Here is a 17,482-nt window from a genome sequence, read left to right on the forward strand (position 1 = left end):
ACCATGCTGCTGATCGGCGTTGCCGGCACCGAACTGACTGCCCAGGAACGTGACTGGTTGCAGCACGATGCCGTGGCCGGGGTCGTGCTGTTCAAGCGCAACTTCGCCTCGCGCCAGCAGGTGACCGATCTGAGCGCGGCCATCCGCGCCGCCGCGCCGCGCCCGCAGCTGATCTGCGTGGACCAGGAAGGCGGCCGCGTACAGCGTTTCCGCGAGGGTTACAGCGATCTGCCGCCACTGCAGGACATTGGTGCGCTGTATGCCACCGACCCGCAGCAGGCCCTGGCACTGGCCGAACGGCATGCCTGGCTGATGGCCAGCGAGGTACGCGCCAGCGGCGTGGACCTGAGCTTCGCCCCGGTGGTCGATCTCGGCCGTGGCAACCGTGCCATCGGCAACCGCGCTTTCAGTGAAGACCCGCAGGTGGTGGCCGCATTCACCGCCGCCTACGTGCGTGGCATGCATTCGGTCGGCATGGCCGCCACGCTCAAGCATTTCCCCGGCCACGGTACCGTGCTGGAAGACACCCACGTGGATACCGCGATCGACCCGCGCGCGCTGGACGAGCTGCGCGCGCAGGACCTCGTGCCGTTCCAGGCCGGGATCGCCGACGGTGCCGACGCAGTGATGATGGCGCACGTGATCTACCCGCAGGTGGCGCCGGAACCGGCCGGTTACTCGCCGCGCTGGATCCAGGACATCCTGCGCGGCGAGCTCGGCTTCCGTGGCGTGGTGTTCTCCGACGACATCGGCATGGCTGCCTCGCACAGTGCCGGCGGCGTGCCGGCGCGCGTGCACGCCCATCTGGATGCCGGCTGCGACGTGGTGCTGGTCTGCCACCCGGAGCTGGTTGATGAAGCCCTGCACGCGGTGCAGGGGCGCTCCCTCAATACCGCTGCGCTGCTGGGCCTGATCGGCCGCGGCGCGCTTGGCTGGGATGGCCTGCTGGCCGATGCCCGCCATGGCGACACCCAAACCCGTCTGCTTGAAACCCTTGGAAGAACCGTCTGATGCCCAACCTCACCATTTCCCAGGCCCTGGCCCAGGCTGACCTGCTGGTCGACCGCCCCACCATCGACAAGGCCATTGCCGGTATCGCCGACGCCATCGCGCGCGACTACAAGGGCGAGGTGCCGCTGTTCCTGTCGATCATGCACGGCGCGCTGCCGTTCGCCGGCCAGCTGGCGCTGGAACTGGGTGCGCGCGGGCAGGACGTGCAGTTCGATTACCTGCACGCCACCCGCTACCGTGGCGAAACCACCGGCGGCGACCTGGTCTGGAAGCACAAGCCGGCCACCTCGCTGTTCGGCCGCCGCGTGCTGCTGGTCGACGACATCCTGGACGAGGGCTACACCCTGCAGGGCGTGCGCACCTGGTGCCTGGAGCAGGGCGCGACCGATGTGCGCATCGCCGCGATGACGGTGAAGAAGCACGACCGGGCGCTGCCGGACGTGACCGCCGATTACGCAGGCATCGAACTGCCGGACCGCTATGTGTTCGGCTTCGGCATGGACGTCAACGAAACCCTGCGCTGCGTGCCGGCCATCTACGCAATGAAGGAATAACCGCGCAGCCGCCTGCGGCGCGCCTTTTCCCATCGCCGGCATCCTCGGGTGCCGGCGTTCGTCTTTTCATGGAGTGCTTCGAATGCAACAGATCGCCCTGGCCGTGATCGGCGGTACCGGTGTCTACAACCTGGCCAAGCTCGACGACGTGCAGACCCACGAGGTCGACACCCGCTTCGGCCGCCCGTCCGGTCCGGTGCGCGTGGGCACGCTGCTCGGCCATCGCGTTGCGTTCCTGGCGCGCCATGGTGAAGGCCACTCGCTGCCGCCGCACAAGATCAATTACCGCGCCAACCTGGCCGCGCTGCAGCAGCTGGGCGCGCAGCGCGTGCTGGCGTTGAACACGGTCGGCGGCATCACCGAGGATTTCGGTCCGCGCGTGTTGGCCTGCCCGGACCAGATCATCGACTACACCTGGGGCCGCATCAGCACCATCTGTGAAGAAGAAGGCAGCGACGTGGTCCACGTCGATTTCGGCCACCCGTACACGCCGATGCTGCGCAGCAAGATCCTGGCGGCGGCCAAAGTGACCGGTGTCACGGTCCATGACGGTGGCTGTTACGGCGCGACGCAGGGCCCACGCCTGGAAACCATCGCCGAGATCGCCCGCATGCGTCGCGACGGTTGTGACCTGGTCGGTATGACCGGCATGCCGGAAGCCGCGCTGGCACGTGAGCTGGGGCTGGATTATGCCTGCCTGGCGATCATCGCCAACTGGGCTGCCGGCTGTGGTGATGGCGAGGAGATTACGATGGCCGAAGTGCTGGCCAACGTACAGGCGGCCAGCAACGGACTTCCGGAACTGGTGGGCGAATTGGCGCGGGGGTGATTGTCTTCCCCGAGCAAGCTTTGCATACTCAGCTTGTGCGCGGGTTCAGCGTACACCACCCATTCATTGCATAAGGTCTCGCATCACCATGCCGAACGGTACCGTCAAGTGGTTCAACGACGCCAAGGGATTTGGCTTCATCTCGCCGGAGGATGGCAGCGCCGACGTGTTCGCGCACTTCTCCGCCATCAACTCCAAGGGCTTCCGCAGCCTGCAGGAAGGCCAGCGTGTCACCTATGACGTGACCCAGGGCCCGAAGGGCGCCCAGGCTTCGAACATCACGCCGGCCGAGTGATCCACTCGACAGTGCGTTGAAAACCCCGCTTCGGCGGGGTTTTTTTTGCGCGGCGTGCCCGCGACCCGCTCGCGATCCACCCGTCTCGGGCACAATGCGGTCATGACGGAACGACTGCGTATCGCCGTGATTGGCTACGGCACCGCTGGACAGGCAGTGTCCATCCTGCTCACCCGTGACGGCCACGAGGTGGAGATCTTCGAACGCGTGCCCACGCCGGGGCCGGTGGGTGCCGGTTTCCTGCTGCAGCCCAGCGGCCTGCAGGTGCTGTGGCAGATGGGTCTGCTGGATGCGGTGCGCGCGCATGCCGCGCCGGTGCACCGCCTGTATGGTGACACGCCGTGCGAGCGCGCGGTGATGGACATGCGCTACGACGGCCTGGATGCGCGCCTGCACGGACTGGGCATGCAGCGTGGGGCGTTGTTCTCGCTGCTGGATGATGCCCGTGGCGGGCTTGGCCAGCTGCATGCCGGTACCACCATCACCGAGGTGGATGCGGAGCATGGGCGCCTGCGCGACAGCGAAGGGCGCGCGCATGGCCCGTTCGATCTGGTGGTGGCCGCAGATGGCGCGGCCTCTGCGCTGCGCGGCACGATCGCCGGCGGTGCCGGGCTGGACCGCGTGTATCCGTGGGGGGCGCTGTGGTGCCTGTTGCCGGCCGAAGACTGGCCGCACGTGCAGGAGCTGCGGCAGCGCTACGTGGCCGCGCGCAAGATGATCGGCCTGTTGCCGGTCGGTACGCGTCCCGGCGATGACATGCCGCGCCTGAGCTTCTTCTGGAGCCTGCCACGCGCCGACTTCGAGCGCTGGCAGGCCGATGGCATGACGCCCTGGCTGGACGAGCTGCATGCGCTGTGGCCGCAGGCCAGTGCGCGCTTTGCCCACCTGCACGATGCTGGCCAGCTGGCGCGCGCGGTCTATCGCGATGCAGTGATGACGCGCTGGCACCAGGGCCGCATGGTGCTGGCAGGGGATGCCGCGCACGCGATGAGTCCGCAGCTGGGGCAGGGAGTGAACATGGCGCTGCTCGATGCGTTGGCATTGCGCGATGCCGTTCGCAGGCATGGCGGTGGTGGCGAAGCGTTGCAGGCGTACCAGGCGCAACGCAGGGCGCACGTAGCGGTCTACCAGCGCTGGAGCCGTTGGCTGACGCCGCTGTTCCAGTCAGATCGCGATGCCTGGGCGAAGGCGCGCGACGTGCTGCTGGGCCCGATGGGGCGCCTGCCCGGAGGCCGTGGCCACATGCTGCGCGTGCTCAGTGGCACGCAGCAGGGATGGTTCGGTTCGCTCGCGCTGGATCCGGCGTTCATCGACGCAATGGCTGCCGTGGCGGCGCCACGCATCAGCACGATCACCGCCAGTGCGTGAAGCGTGCCGTCACGTGAATTAACGGTTGCCTCACCGCGGATATGCGAGAAGTAGGTTGCACGCGACTGCGCGTCGCCCGTTTTCCTTTCCGTGATCAACATCGCGCGTGGCTCGGGCGGCGCTGCCGTTGCTGCCTGTTGCGGCCCGGACGTGCCGCCTGATGTTGAAGAGGAGGATGCCATGTTGTTCGCGGTCGAGGAGCTGGAGTCGGAAATCTGCAAGCTGCGCGGCCTGCTGCAGATGCTGCACGAAGACCAGCCCGACGTACTGGAGGACGTGTTCGAGTTCCATGTCGGCAGCCTGATCAGCCATGCGTCACCGGAACACCACGCACGCATCCGCACCTGCGCGCAGGAGATGCTGGCGGCAATCCAGGCCTTGCCGCGGCGCCGCGAGGATGGCACGCCTGATTTCCAGTTGATGCCGCAGCTGGGCATTCGGCCGGCCTGAGTCAGGCGACCGGCAGTTCCACCAGGTCGCTTTCCACGCAGGCGATCATCTGCTCGCCGTGGGCGGGGGCAGGCACGATGCCGGCAGTGAATGCGGAGAAGGCCGGCAGGATCGTCATCCGGTCACGCAACCAGAATGCGGGGAAGCGCCTTCGCAAGGGCGCCAGAGCGATCTGCGGGTGCACATGTCCTGCGATCACGTGCAACGCTGCATCCGGAGCCGGCTCATGGCGAAGCAGGAACGGTGGCAGCTGTACGTCATCGTGGATCTGAACCTGCAGCTGTGCATGCGATAGCTGCCGGTCATGGTTGCCGCGAACGACGTGTACGTCCAGCGAAGCGTTGCGTTGGCGCCATCCCAGCCATTGCTGATACCACGCGGCGCGATGCGCCGGTCCGTGCAGGATGTCGCCCAGGATCCACAGTTCGCGGCAGGCATGCAGGTCCAGAAGTCGCTGCAGGCGTTGCAGGTCTTCGCCGGTGCCGCCGCTGGGCAGCGCGATGCCGGCACGGCGGAACACATCGGCCTTGCCCAGGTGCAGGTCTGCGATCAGCAGTGCCTGCCGCGCGGGCAAGTACAGCGCACGCGCGCCAACCAGAAGCACGGACTCTCCGGCAAGCATCAGCGGAAGTTCAACGGCCATGGCGACGCTCCAGCTGCTGCGCCGCGCGTTGTACGCGTGTACGCCAGTCTTCGTTGCTGAACTGGCCGCGCAGGCGTTCGGCCCACAGTGGAAAGCCCAGTGGCGTGAGTGATGAAGGGCGCTGCACCGACAACCGCTGCGTGCCGATGCGCTCCAGTACCTGCTGCAGCCCGGGCAGGTCGAGGCTGTCATACAGCACTTCACGTTCCGCCAGCCCTAGCAGCAGGTGGTCCGGATCGTGCTCGCGCAGCACGTCGTACAGCAGGCCGGCGGACGCCTGCAGTTGGCGCAGTGACCGTGGCATGCCACCGGGAAGGCTGGGTACCAGCAGGCCCGCCACGCGCGCGATGCCACGGAACTGGCGTCGCGCCAGCTCGCCCAGGTTCACTGCCGCGCGCAGATCGTCCAGCAACAGGTCATTGCTGAACAACGCACGCCATTGCGCCGCATCCAGATCGATCGGCTGCGCCGGCGCCAGCACCAGGCCGTGATCGTTCACTGCAAAGCCGATGCTGTTGCGTTGCTGGCGGGTGCAGCGCAGCGCCAACAGCGCGGCCAGTGCTTCGTGCACGTGGCGGCCGGCAAACGGATAGACGAACAGAAACTGGCCGTCGCGGCGCCTCACGTCTTCCACCAGCAGGTGATCCGCGCCGGGACGTGCCGACAAGCGCGCCTGCAGTGCCAGCAGCGGCGCCAGCCAGCGTGATTCTGCGCTGTCATCGGCACCGGACAGGACCGCTTCCAGTTCGCGGCCGAGCGCCATCGACAGCGGCAGCTGGCCCCCTTGCCAGCGCGGCACGACACCGTCACCGCGTCCGCGCGCCAGCCGCACGAACGCAGTCATGTCGCGCAGCTGCACCAGTTCCAGCAGGCGCCCTGCGAACTGGAAGCGGTCGCCGCGACGCAGGCGGCTGGCGAACTGTTCCTCCACCGCGCCCAGGCCACCCCCACGCAGGAACTGCACGCGCACGCTGCCATCGCTGCTGATGGTGCCGATCGACAACCGGTGGCGCAGCGCCTGCCGGCGGTCGTGCATGCGGTAGCAACCATCGGCGTCACGCACGACCTTGTGGAAATCGGGATACTGGGCCAGGGGCTGGCCGCCCTGCACGATGAACATCAACACGGCCTGCCATGAGGCGTCACCGAGCGACGCGAAGGCATGCGTGCGCCGTACCTGCGCCAGCAGTGCGTCACCGTCGAAGCCGCCGGCCAGCGCCCGGCTGACCGCATGTTGGGCCAGCACATCCAGTGACAGCGTCGGCGGCCTGCGTGCCTCGACCACGCCTTCGGCCAGTGCACGTCGCACGGCGGCGTACTCGGCCAGTTCCAGCGCATGGCTGGGGATGCACAGGATGGCGCCGCGGGTGCCGGGGCGGTGGCGTGCGCGCCCGGCCCGCTGACGCAGCCGCGCAACGCCCTTCGGGCTGCCCAGCTGCAGCACCTGGTCGACCTCCGGGAAGTCAACGCCCAGGTCGAGGCTGGACGTAGCGACGACGCAGCGCAGCGTGCCCGCGCGCAGGCCATCCTCCACCTGTTGGCGCAGTGCCGGGTCCAGCGAGCCGTGATGCAGTGCCAGCGTATCGGCGTCTTCCGGCCAGACCGCCGCCAATGCCTGGTGCCACAACTCGGCCTGCGCACGGGTATTGGTGAACAACAGGCTGCTGCGCGCCTGCATCAGTGCATGCAGCACGCGCGGCAACTGTGCCAGCCCCAGGTGCCCGGCCCACGGGAAACGTTCGCCGGGTTCCGGCAGCAGGCTGCGCACGGTGATCGCGCGCGGGCGAACGCCCTGCACGATCGGTGCGTCCGGCTGGTCAGGCAGCAGCACGTCGCGGGCCTGGGGCAGATTGCCCAGCGTGGCCGACAGCCCCCACAGCTGCAACGAAGGGGCGCTATCGCGCAGCACCGCCAGGTTCAACTGCAGCAGCACCCCACGCTTGTTGCCCAGCAGTTCGTGCCATTCGTCCACCACTACGCAGCGTAGCTGGCGCATGCGGGGCAGCGTATCGGGATAGCTCAGCAGCAGCGCCAGCGATTCCGGCGTGGTCACCAGCACGTCGACGCGGCCTTCGCGCGCCTGCCGGCGCTCGCGGTTGCTGGCATCTCCGCTGCGCAGGCCGACCCGCCAGCCCAAGCCCAGCCCGTCGATCACCGTCTGCAGTGCGCGTGCGGTGTCGCTGGCCAGTGCACGCAGCGGCGTCACCCACAGCACCTGCAGCGGCCGCACCGCACTGGCCCGGCGCGGTGCGGGCGGCGGATCGAGCATCGCCTGCAGCAGTGGGCCGCCGAACATGGCCAGCGTCTTGCCGCTGCCGGTGGGCGTGTGCAGCAATCCGGAGTCGCCTGCCAGATAGTGCCGCCACATCGCGCGTTGGAACGGCAGCGAGCGCCAGCCCCGCGCAGCGAACCAGTCTTCCAGCCGGCGCAGCGCCTGGCGGCGCGTCATCGCGCCAGCGCCTGCAGCGTGGCCAACCGGTCGGCTTCAGTGGCGGGCTTGTCGTGGCGCCAGCGCAGGATGCGCGGAAAACGCACGGCGATGCCGGATTTGTGCCGTGTGCTGCGGTTGACCGCCTCGAAGCCCAGCTCGAACACCTGTTCGGCATGCACGCTGCGCACCGGGCCAAACCGTTCGCGGGTATTGGCGCGGATCCAGCGGTCGAGGGCCAGGATTTCCTTGTCGTCCAACCCCGAATAGGCCTTGGCCACCGGCACCAGCGTATCGCCGTCCCAGACGCCGAAGGTGTAGTCGGTATACAGCGTGCTGCGCCGCCCATGGCCGGCCTGCGCGTACAGCAGCACGGCATCGATGGTCAGCGGATCAACCTTCCATTTCCACCAGTCGCCGCGTCGTCGCCCCGACTGGTAAGTGGACGTCAGGCGTTTCAGCATCAACCCTTCCACGCCCCGCTCGCGGGCGGCGTCCCGCAATGCGGCGGCCTGCAGCCAGTCTTCAGCGGGTACATCGGGTGACAGTTGGATGCGCGCGTCGCCCAGGGCACCGATGACCTCGGCCAACTGTGCACGCCGTTGCTGCAGCGGCAGTCCGCGCAGATCCTCGCCGTCGCGTTCAAGCAGGTCGTAGGCGAGCACGCGCACCGGGGTGTTGCGCAATGTCGCTGCGCCAGGCTTGCGGCGCTGGATGCGGGTCTGCAGTGCGGTGAAGGCGCGCGGCAGATCGTCGCTCTCGTCCCAGGCCAGCAGTTCTCCGTCCAGCACGCAGCCGTCGGGCAGTGCCATCGCGGCCTGTTCGATTTCCGGGAAGCGGCCATCCAGCCGCTCCTCGCCACGTGACCACAGCGCCACCTCGCCACGGCGGCGCAGCAGCTGCAGGCGGATGCCATCCCATTTCCACTCCAGCAGCCAGTCTTCGATCGAACCCAGCCGTTCGCCCGGGTCTCCTTCCAGCGGCGAGGCCAGGAAGAACGGGTACGGCTGCTGCCGGTCCAGTGGCAGTTCGTCCGGCGACAGCAGCTGCTCCAGCAAGCCGGGCGAGGGCACCCATTCGCCGAGCATGCGCTGGGCGATGCGCGCGATGTCCAGGCCGGACCATTCGGCCAGCGCCTGTTGCACCTGCCGTTGTGAAACACCCACGCGCAGCGCGCCGGTGAGCAGCTTGTTGAACACCAGGCGCTCGCCACTGCGCAGCTGTCGCCACCCAGCAACCACCGCTGCGCGCCGCTCCGCCTCCGGGTGGTTGGCCACCGTCAGCAGGTGCTGTTCGATCCAGTCCGACAAGGGCCGGTCTGCGGCAGGATGCGGTGGATCATCCAGCAGCAGGGTCAGTGTTTCGGCCAGATCGCCGACCTGCGCGTAGCTGTCTTCCACCAGCCAGGCGGGCAGGCCGGATTCTTCGGCGATCCAGCTGCGCAGCTCGCCACTGGCGGCGATTCTGCGGCGTGCACCGCCGACCTTGCCGCCGCTGAGTAGGTACAGCGCCCACGCCGCATCGTGCGCCGCTGCCTGGCGGAAGTAGTCGACCAGCGCGGCACGCTTGTCCAGCGTCGCGGTGCTGCGGTCCAGGCGCTGGTAGAGCGCGGCGAAGGCCTTCATTCCTCGCTCCCGTAATCGGTGCGGAAGGCCTCGGCGGCGACGCCGTGTTCGCGCAGGAAGGGAATCAGGGCATCGGTATTGCCGTGGGTGGCGATCACCCGTTTGGCGCCGGTCTGTTCGATGGTCTGAAGCAGCGCGGGCCAGTCGGCGTGATCGGAAATGACGAAGCCGCGGTCGACATTGCGCCGGCGGCGGTTGCCGCGCAGTTGCATCCACCCGGAGGCGAACCCCAGTTGATGCGGTCCGAAGCGCCGCATCCACGGGGTGCCTGCGGCCGAGGGCGGGGCCAGGATCAGCTGGCCGGCGGCATCGGGATGGCGACCCTGTTCGGCCACGGTGAGCGTTTCCAGCATCGGCACGCCGGCCTGCCGGTAGACCGCGACGCCATTGGCGATGGCGCCATGCAGCCAGGCGGGGCGGTCGTCCAGCGGCAACAGCTCGGCCAACACACGCTGCGCCTTGCCGAGCGCATAGCAGAGCAGGATCGCCGCTTCGCCGCGCTGCTCGCAGTCGCGGCGCCAGGCCACGATCTCTGCGGCGACCGCGGGGGTGTCCGGCCAGCGATAGATCGGCAGCGCGAACGTCGCTTCGGTGATGAAGGTATCGCAGGGCACCACTTCGAAGGGCGTACAGGTCGGGTCGGGTTGCCGCTTGTAATCGCCGGACGCCACCCAGACCTGTTCGCCATCATCGATGCGCACCTGCGACGAGCCGAGCACATGGCCCGCCGGGTGCAGCGATACCTGCACCCGCCCGAGGCGGAACGCCACGCCTTCGGCATGTGCCTGCACATCGACATCGCCCAGCCGCCAGCGCAGGATCGGCAGGCTGCCCGCGCTGCAGTGGTACTCGCCCATGCCCGGGCGCGCGTGGTCGCCATGGCCATGGGTGATGACCGCGCGCGGCACCGGGCGCCAGGGATCGATGTGGAAATCGCCGGCGGCGCAGTACAGCCCTTCCGGGCGCAGCACCACCAGATCGTCATTGCCTGCCATGCGGCCACTGTGGCGTGCGTCTCGTGCACGGGGTGAGAACCGGCCTGAACACGGGCTTGGCGGGGCATGCGGCACAATCGGACCGCATACCTCTTGCCGCCAGGATGGATCGGATGAGTGGACCCAGCTTCAGCAGCAACGCGCCCTTTGAAACCCATGTGGTGCTGAACCAGCCACCGCCCTTCGCCGGTCGCCAGTTGTGGACCGATGATGCAGCGTTGATGGAAGCGGTGAAGCGCGAGGGGGCGGGCAGTTTCGCGCCGCGGCTGGCCGCATATGGAGCACTGGCCGGCGACGAGTTGTACCGGCTCGGCTTTGACGCCAACCGTGATCGCCCGCGCCTGCGCACGCACGATGCGCAGGGCCATCGCATAGATGCGGTCGAGTTCCACCCTGCGTACCACCAGCTGATGGCCGCAGCGAAGCAGCATGGCGTGGCGGGTTTGTCCTGGCATGAGCCGCAGCCCGGCGCGCATGTGGCGCGTGCGGCACTGAGCTATCTGCACCACCAGGCCGAAGCAGGCACCAGTTGCCCCTTGACCATGACGCATGCGGCGGTGGCAGTGCTTCAGTCGCAGCCGCATCTGGCCGAATGGGCGCGCAAGGCCAGCGCGCCGGTCTATGACCCGCGTGATGTGCCCGTGGCGGACAAAGCCGGCATCACTCTGGGCATGGGCATGACCGAGAAGCAGGGCGGTTCGGACGTACGCGCGAACAGCACGCGGGCCGAACCGATCGATGGCGAACGCTACCGCCTGGTCGGCCACAAGTGGTTCTTCTCCGCGCCGATGTGCGATGGCTTCCTGGTGCTGGCACAGGCGCCGGGCGGACTGACCTGCCTGTTGATGCCGCGCCGCTTGGCCGACGGTGACCGCAATGCGTTCCGGCTGATGCGGCTGAAGGACAAGCTTGGCGACTGGGCCAATGCGTCCAGCGAGGTCGAGTTCTGTGGCGCGCAGGCATGGCGTGTGGGCGAAGAAGGGCGTGGCGTGGCGACCATCATCGGCATGGTGATGATGACCCGCCTGGACTGCATGCTGGGTGCGACCGCGGAGATGCGCATGGCGCTGGCGCAGGCGCTGCATCATGCACGCCATCGGCGCACCTTCGGCAAGTTGTTGGTGGAGCATGCGTTGATGGCCAATGTGCTGGCCGATCTGGCGCTGGAGTCGGAAGCGGCAACCGTGTTGGCGATGCGCATCGCGCGGGCGGTGGATCGCGCCGGCGAGGATGCCAGCGAAGCCGCGTTGGCACGGCTGGGGACCGCACTGGGCAAGTATTGGCTGTGCAAGCGCGCGCCGTCCTTCGTCAACGAAGCGCAGGAATGCCTGGGCGGTGCGGGCTACGTGGAGGAGTCGATGCTGCCGAGGCTGTACCGCCAGGCGCCGTTGAATTCGATCTGGGAAGGCAGCGGCAACATCCAGTGCCTGGACGTCCTGCGCGCGCTGTCACGCGAGCCGGAGGCGATGGCGGCATTGCGCAGCGAGCTGGCCGCAGTGGCCGATCTCGATGCGCGTTATGCAGCTGCATTGCAGCGTTGGGCAGCGGCGCCGGCGCCTGAGGAATCACAGGCGCGGCTGTTCTGCGAGCGCACTGCGCTGCTGCTGCAGGCGGCGCTGCTGCTGCGTGCGCGCAGTCCAATGGCGGAGGCGTTCGTGCGCAGCCGGTTGGACAGGGAGCATGGGCTGGCATTCGGGACGCTGCCGGCGGGATTGGATCTGTCGGCGATGCTGGCGCGCGCGTTGCCGTAGGGAGCGGCCAACGGCGGAGCCCCTCGTGGTGGGCGCTGATATCGGCAGTGGCCGTGCGAGTGGGTTGCACAGGGGGCGCCGTGAACCCGTCCTTGAGGGCTTGGCCGCGGCATCCATGCCGCGGACACCCCTGCGCAACCCACTCGCACGGCCTTGGACGGTTTCCGTGCCGTCCACCACGGAATCAACAGAAAGAGCGGAGAGCGAAAAGCAGAAAAGCCGCAGCAACGCCGCGGCTTTTCCTGTGGAGCCGAGCCGGTGCTCGGCTGCCGGTAAGGCTTAGTGCTTGGCTTCTTCCTTGGCGGCATTTGCCTTCGCGTCATTGGCGACATCGCGGGCCTTGTCGGCGACCTTCTGCGCGGCGTTGGCGGTGGCGTCGCTGGCGTGCGCAGCGGCGTCGGTTGCGGCGTCCTTGGCCTTGTCGGCGGCGTTGGCTGTGGCGTCTGCGGCCTTGTCCAGCGCCTGCTGGGTATCGGCGGCGGCCTGCTCGGAAGCGGCTGCGGTCTTGTCGGCGGCTTCGCGGGTGGCAGCAGCAGCCTTGTCGACGGCGTCGCGGGCGGCAGCGCCGGCGCTGTCGGCCGCCTGCTGCGCGTCCTGCTTGGCCTGTTCGGCTTCCGGGCCCTTGCAGGCGGCCAGGGCCAGCAGCAGGGAGGCGGCCAGCAGGGTGGTGGTGATCGGACGAATCTTCATGGCGGTCTCCGGCACTGCAATGGATGGGGACGCCAGCCTATTCATGCCGTTGTGAAGACCGGGTCGCGATGCAGGGGCTTGATCGCCGACATCCACGCAAAGAAAAAGCCGCTGGCGAACCAGCGGCTTTTCCAGAACAGCGTGAAGAAAGAAGTTATTACTTCTTGGCTTCTTCAGCAGCGTCCTTGGCCTTCTCAGCGGTGCCTTCAGCAGCCTTGGCAGCGTCAGCAGCGGCGCCGGCAGCGGCGTCGGTGGCAGCAGCGCCAGCCTGGGCAGCAGCGTCGACCGAAGCGTCAGCAGCGGTGGCGGCGGTGTCAGCGGCCTGCTGGGCAGCGTCGGCGGTCTGGGCGCCAGCAGCGGCGGCCTGGTCGGCAGCAGCCTGGGCTTCGGTGGCGGCTTCGTTGGCCGAAGCAGCGGCGTCCTGGGCAGCTTCCTGCTTCGAGCAGGCGGCCAGGGCCAGAGCCAGGGACATCGCGACCAGCAGCTTGTTGATGCTCATTGTGTAAATCCTCGTCGTTAGAATTAGGCAACGCGCATGCTGCGCGCCGACAACATGATGACAAGCCAAGATTGGGTGTCAAGCGATCCCGCATTCATTTTTGCGAAATCATCGTTAAATCTTTTTAAATCAATTCGATGGCGATTGCCGTTGCTTCGCCGCCGCCGATGCAGAGGGTGGCAATGCCGCGCTTGCCACCACGCGTGCGCAGAGCGTTGACCAGGGTCACCACAAGACGTGCGCCCGAGGCACCGATGGGATGACCCAGCGCGCAGGCGCCGCCATTCACGTTGAGCTTGTCGTGAGGGATGCCCAGTTCGCGCATCGGGGCCATCGCCACCACAGCGAAGGCTTCGTTGATTTCGAACAGATCGACCTGGTCCAGCGACCAGCCGGTCTTGTCCAGCAGCTTGTGCAGCGCGCCGATCGGGGCGGTGGTGAACCACTCCGGTTCCTGCGAGTGGGTGGCGTGGCCGACGATGCGGGCCAGCGGCGTGATGCCTCGCGCGGCAGCGTCCTCTTCGGTCAGCAGCACCACTGCGGCGGCGCCGTCGGAGATGCTGGAGGAGCTGGCCGCGGTCACGCTGCCATCCTTCTTGAAGGCCGGGCGCAGGGTCGGGATCTTGGCGATGTCGGAGCGCCCCGGCTGCTCGTCGGTAGCGAGCTCGACCTCACCCTTGCGGGTGGCGACCTTCACCGCGACGATTTCATCGGCAAATGCACCATTGGCCTGTGCAGCCTGCGCACGCTTGACCGACTCGATCGCATAGGCGTCCTGCTCTTCGCGGCTGAACTGGTACTTGTCCACCGCGCACTCGGCGAATTCGCCCATGGCCTTGCCGTCGTAGGCGTTGACCAGGCCATCGTGGGCCATGTGGTCGACCGCCTGGAAGTTGCCGAAACGGTTGCCGGTACGGGAGTTCGGCAGCATGTGCGGGGCGTTGGACATCGATTCCATGCCGCCGGCGACCACGATGCTGGCCGAGCCAGCCTTGATCAGGTCATGGCCGAGCATGATGGTCTTCATGCCCGAGCCGCACACCTTGTTCAGCGTGGTGGCACCGGCCGACAGCGGAATGCCGGCGGCGATCGCAGCCTGGCGGGCGGGCGCCTGGCCGAGGTTGGCCGGCAGCACGCAGCCCATCAGGACTTCAGAAACGTCGCTGGCCGGGACACCCGATTGTTCCAGCGCGGCGGCGATGGCGGCCGCGCCGAGGGTCGGGGTCGGCACGCCGTTGAACTGGCCGAGGAAGGAGCCGATGGCGGTGCGCTTGGCGGCGGCGATGACGATGTTGGACATGGCAATCTCGTTGATGCGTAAGCAATGTTCGGAAAGGAGACCGGAGGCTGTTGGATGCGCCCCGGTTTCCCGGCAGACTGCGTGGGGGTCGGCCCAAGTATAGAGGGTCGGGGAGGGCTGCCGCTGTGCGGCGCCGAACGCCTGCCGGGATGAAGGCAGGCCAACGTTCACGGGAAGGAATCGATGGAACGCACGATGATGGTGAGGTCTGTGCTGGCAACCGCGCTGGCGATGGCGCTGACGGCCTGTGGTGGAGGCGGCGGAGGCGGCAGCAACGTGCGTGTCGACCCGCCCCCGACCACGCCGACACCTCCGACCACGCCTCCCCCGACGACACCACCACCGGTCAAGCCGCAGGAGCCGGCCTTTGATGCGCATCTTTCAGTCACCAACGCGCGTGCCGCACAGGCCGCAGGCCTGACCGGGCAGGGCGTGCGCATCGGCATTGTCGATTCGGGCGTGCAGCGCAACGCGGTGGCCTTGAATGGTCGCGTGCTGGCCAACTTCAATTACATCGATCCGGCCAGGAACAACCTGGGGGTTGATGACGTGGTCGGGCATGGCACCGCCGTGGCCAGCCTCGCCGCTGGCGCGGCAGTGGGAACCTGGCCGGGCGGTATTGCGCCAGGTGCGCAGATCGTCTCGGCACGGATCATTTCCGACAAGCCGCCGACCGATGACGGCAGTGGCAATGGCAATGCCTTCAGTGGGCCACTGGGTGTGGCCCAGGTCCACCAGGACCTGATCAGCTACAACGTGAAGGTGATGAACAACTCGTGGGGTGGCCTGTACTGGACCGATCTGCCCACCACGGCGCAGGTGGCCGCCGAATACCGGCCGTTCGTGATCAATCACGGCGGCCTGGTGGTGTTCGCCGCCGGCAATGACGGCCGCAGCGAGCCGAGCAGCCTGGCCGCGCTGCCCAGCCAGAAGGGCGTGGCAGGCACGCTTCCGGCGGCCGATCTGGAGCGCGGCTGGCTGGTGGCCACGGCGGTGGACCCGTTCACGCCGGGCGCGCTGGCCAGCTATTCGAATGCCTGCGGCCAGGCGGCCCGCTATTGCCTGGCGGCGCCGGGCAGCGCGGTCTACCCGGATGCCAATGGTGGCAGCTACTACTGGAACTACGGTACGTCGTTCGCCGCGCCGCTGATCTCCGGTGCGGCTGCGCTGGTCTGGCAGCGCTTCCCCTACTTCAACAACGATCTGGTGCGGCAGACCCTGCTGGGTACCGCCAAGGACATCGGTGCGCCCGGTGTGGATCCGGTGTTCGGCTATGGCCTGCTCGACATCGGTCGCGCGATCAATGGTCCCGGCCGCTTCGACTGGGGTGATGTGACCGCCAGTGTGGATGTGGCCTCGACCGGTTCGACGTGGAGCAACGACATCACCGGCAGCGGTGGCCTGGTCAAGCAGGGAGACGGCAAGCTGGTGCTGACCGGCAACAACGGTTACACCGGTGCCACCCGTGTCGAGCGCGGCATCCTGACGCTGCAGAACGGTGGCGTGATCCGTTCCAACGTGACGATCCTCGCCCAGCCTGATCCGGATTCCAGCGGTCTGCAGTTCAACGGTGGCACGCCGCGGGTGATCGGCAATGTGGTCAACGGCGGCAGCGTGTTCCTCACCACCGGCAACACCACCGGCACCATCGAGGGCAACTATACCCAGCAGCCCGGCGCGCAGCTGATGATCGCCCTTGGCGCCAACGCGCTGCAGGTCACCGGCAGCGCAACGATCAATGGCAGTGTGCGCGTGCATGGCTTCGTCTCCGGCTATGTGCCGCAGAACGGAACCCGCCAGGACCTCATCCACGCCGCGGGGGGGCTGAACGGCAACTTCAGTACCGAGGCCACTTCCACCGGCCTGCAGGGACTGACCCTGGTGGCCCCCACGTATGGCTACGACCGCAACAACGCCTGGTTGAACGTGACCCAGGTCAACGTCACCGCCGCGGCCAGCGGCCTGAGCGCTTCTGCGCAGGTGGCCGCGCAGCGCCTGGAAGGCGCATTCGCAGTGCTCGACGGCAACACCGGCCTGCAGGGATCGCCCTTCGGTGCGGCAGCCGGTGCGCTGCAGTGGGCCGGAGGGGGCCAACAGGGCCTGGCCGACAGCCTGCAGAGCCTGTCCGGCCAGGCGCATGCCCGCGCCGAGGCCGCCACCTTCGACAGCATCGACATGTCGCGGCGTGCGATCGCCGAACGCTTCGATCGTGTGCAGGCCACGCCGCGCCTGCGGGGTACCTGGCAGAGCGCGTTGGGCGAGGCCGGGCAGGGCAGCTTTGCCGGCAATGCCGCCGATAGCCGCGGTTGGATGGCTGGTCAGGACCTGCCGCTGGGCAGCAATGGGTTGATGGGTGTGGCCTTTGGCGAAACCCGCAGCAATGGTGGCAGCAGTTTCGGCGGTGATCGCGGGCGTGACCGCCAGGCGCAGGCGCAGCTGTACGCCGGCTGGAATCTGGGGCGTGGCTATGCGCTGGCCCAGGTCGGCAGCGGCCAGTTCACCCGCGCGCTGGATCGTCAGCTGCTGCTCGGTGCGGGCGCCTATGGCGTTTCTGCGCGGTACGGTGGTCGTTTCAGCAGTGCCAGCGTGGAGGGCGGGTACCGGCTGGGGCGTGCGGGCGCATCGTTGACGCCCTACCTCGGTGCCAGCACCACGCGTGTGGATACTGACGCCTTCAATGAACTCGGCGGCTTTGGCTTCGGCCTGCGGGGTGATGCCAATCGCTCGCAGCGCAGCCAGATGCTGGCCGGTATCCGCGGCGAGCGCGGCTGGGGGCGTTGGATGCTGCGTGGGCATGCCGAATGGCAGCAGCGGCTTGATGGTGCGGATGCGGACTGGCAGGCCAGTTTCGTCGGCGTCGATGCATGGGCGCCGCTGGCAGGCTGGAATGCGCCGCGTGGCAGTGCGCTGATAGGCGTGGCGCTGGAGTCGTGGTGGGGCCGCAATGGCCGCCTGAGCCTGGGCTTTGACCAGCGTATCGGTGGCGAGGGCGCGCGGCAGGCTGCGGTGCGCTACAGCACCGGGTTCTGAGGAATCGGTCGCGC

General features: G+C 67.9%; 15 protein-coding genes. 8 read left to right on the plus strand and 7 right to left on the minus strand.

Going from position 1 to position 17,482, the window contains the following annotated elements; genetic code table 11:
* The first annotated feature begins 3 nt into the window (after nt 1-3).
* From nagZ to AC5P57_RS08290, 6 genes are all read left to right on the plus strand, one after another.
* The gene (gene nagZ / locus AC5P57_RS08265; protein WP_262234715.1) at nt 4-1,011 is read left to right on the plus strand and encodes a beta-N-acetylhexosaminidase; all 1,008 of its coding nucleotides are present in this window, start codon (nt 4-6) and stop codon (nt 1,009-1,011) included.
* A complete protein-coding gene (locus AC5P57_RS08270; protein ID WP_005410592.1) occupies nt 1,011-1,565 on the plus strand; it encodes a hypoxanthine-guanine phosphoribosyltransferase in 555 nt (184 codons plus the stop codon). Before nagZ ends, AC5P57_RS08270 begins: the two co-directional genes overlap by 1 nt.
* An 82-nt stretch (nt 1,566-1,647) precedes the next feature.
* Complete coding sequence (locus tag AC5P57_RS08275; protein ID WP_099552119.1) at nt 1,648-2,394, plus strand: S-methyl-5'-thioinosine phosphorylase; 747 nt, start codon at nt 1,648-1,650, stop codon at nt 2,392-2,394.
* 88 nt (nt 2,395-2,482) lie between these two features.
* A complete protein-coding gene (locus AC5P57_RS08280; protein ID WP_005410590.1) occupies nt 2,483-2,689 on the plus strand; it encodes a cold-shock protein in 207 nt (68 codons plus the stop codon).
* A 102-nt stretch (nt 2,690-2,791) separates the two neighbouring features.
* Nucleotides 2,792-4,057: an FAD-dependent oxidoreductase gene (locus AC5P57_RS08285; protein WP_099552118.1), complete on the plus strand. Its 1,266-nt coding sequence runs from the start codon at nt 2,792-2,794 to the stop codon at nt 4,055-4,057.
* A 180-nt stretch (nt 4,058-4,237) separates the two neighbouring features.
* Entirely contained in the window at nt 4,238-4,507 is a 270-nt protein-coding gene (locus tag AC5P57_RS08290) for a hypothetical protein (protein WP_099552117.1), read from the plus strand.
* A gap of 1 nt (nt 4,508) precedes the next feature.
* Here AC5P57_RS08290 and pdeM read toward each other — a convergent pair whose 3' ends face one another.
* Genes pdeM through AC5P57_RS08310 form a run of 4 tightly spaced genes read right to left on the minus strand, consistent with a single transcriptional unit; the run spans nt 4,509 to nt 10,198 of the window.
* Nucleotides 4,509-5,150: a ligase-associated DNA damage response endonuclease PdeM gene (pdeM, locus tag AC5P57_RS08295; protein WP_099552116.1), complete on the minus strand. Its 642-nt coding sequence runs from the start codon at nt 5,148-5,150 to the stop codon at nt 4,509-4,511.
* Nucleotides 5,140-7,599, minus strand: a complete 2,460-nt coding sequence (locus AC5P57_RS08300) for a ligase-associated DNA damage response DEXH box helicase (protein ID WP_099552115.1) — start codon at nt 7,597-7,599, stop codon at nt 5,140-5,142. The genes pdeM and AC5P57_RS08300 overlap by 11 nt, the downstream gene beginning before the upstream one ends.
* A complete protein-coding gene (locus AC5P57_RS08305; RefSeq protein ID WP_099552114.1) occupies nt 7,596-9,203 on the minus strand; it encodes an ATP-dependent DNA ligase in 1,608 nt (535 codons plus the stop codon). Before AC5P57_RS08305 ends, AC5P57_RS08300 begins: the two co-directional genes overlap by 4 nt.
* A complete protein-coding gene (locus AC5P57_RS08310) occupies nt 9,200-10,198 on the minus strand; it encodes a ligase-associated DNA damage response exonuclease (RefSeq protein WP_099552113.1) in 999 nt (332 codons plus the stop codon). Before AC5P57_RS08310 ends, AC5P57_RS08305 begins: the two co-directional genes overlap by 4 nt.
* 113 nt (nt 10,199-10,311) lie before the next feature.
* Between AC5P57_RS08310 and AC5P57_RS08315 the strand changes: the two genes are divergently transcribed.
* Nucleotides 10,312-11,949, plus strand: coding sequence for an acyl-CoA dehydrogenase family protein (locus AC5P57_RS08315; protein ID WP_099552112.1), 1,638 nt, complete (start codon nt 10,312-10,314; stop codon nt 11,947-11,949).
* Between the two features lie 279 nt (nt 11,950-12,228).
* Here the strand turns inward: AC5P57_RS08315 and AC5P57_RS08320 are convergent, their stop codons facing one another.
* From AC5P57_RS08320 to AC5P57_RS08330, 3 genes are all read right to left on the minus strand, one after another.
* Entirely contained in the window at nt 12,229-12,639 is a 411-nt protein-coding gene (locus AC5P57_RS08320) for a hypothetical protein (RefSeq protein WP_006461120.1), read from the minus strand.
* Nucleotides 12,640-12,796: 157 nt separating this feature from the next.
* Nucleotides 12,797-13,138, minus strand: coding sequence for a hypothetical protein (locus tag AC5P57_RS08325; RefSeq protein WP_004153024.1), 342 nt, complete (start codon nt 13,136-13,138; stop codon nt 12,797-12,799).
* A 124-nt stretch (nt 13,139-13,262) separates the two neighbouring features.
* On the minus strand, nt 13,263-14,438 hold the full coding sequence (locus AC5P57_RS08330) for a thiolase family protein (RefSeq protein ID WP_099552111.1): 1,176 nt from the start codon (nt 14,436-14,438) through the stop codon (nt 13,263-13,265).
* A gap of 183 nt (nt 14,439-14,621) precedes the next feature.
* On the opposite strand from AC5P57_RS08330, the gene AC5P57_RS08335 reads away from it, so the two are divergent.
* A complete protein-coding gene (locus AC5P57_RS08335; RefSeq protein WP_099552110.1) occupies nt 14,622-17,468 on the plus strand; it encodes an autotransporter serine protease in 2,847 nt (948 codons plus the stop codon).
* Nucleotides 17,469-17,482 lie beyond the last annotated feature (14 nt).

The sequence above is a fragment of the Stenotrophomonas sp. YJH_SMC_79 genome (assembly GCF_059367995.1).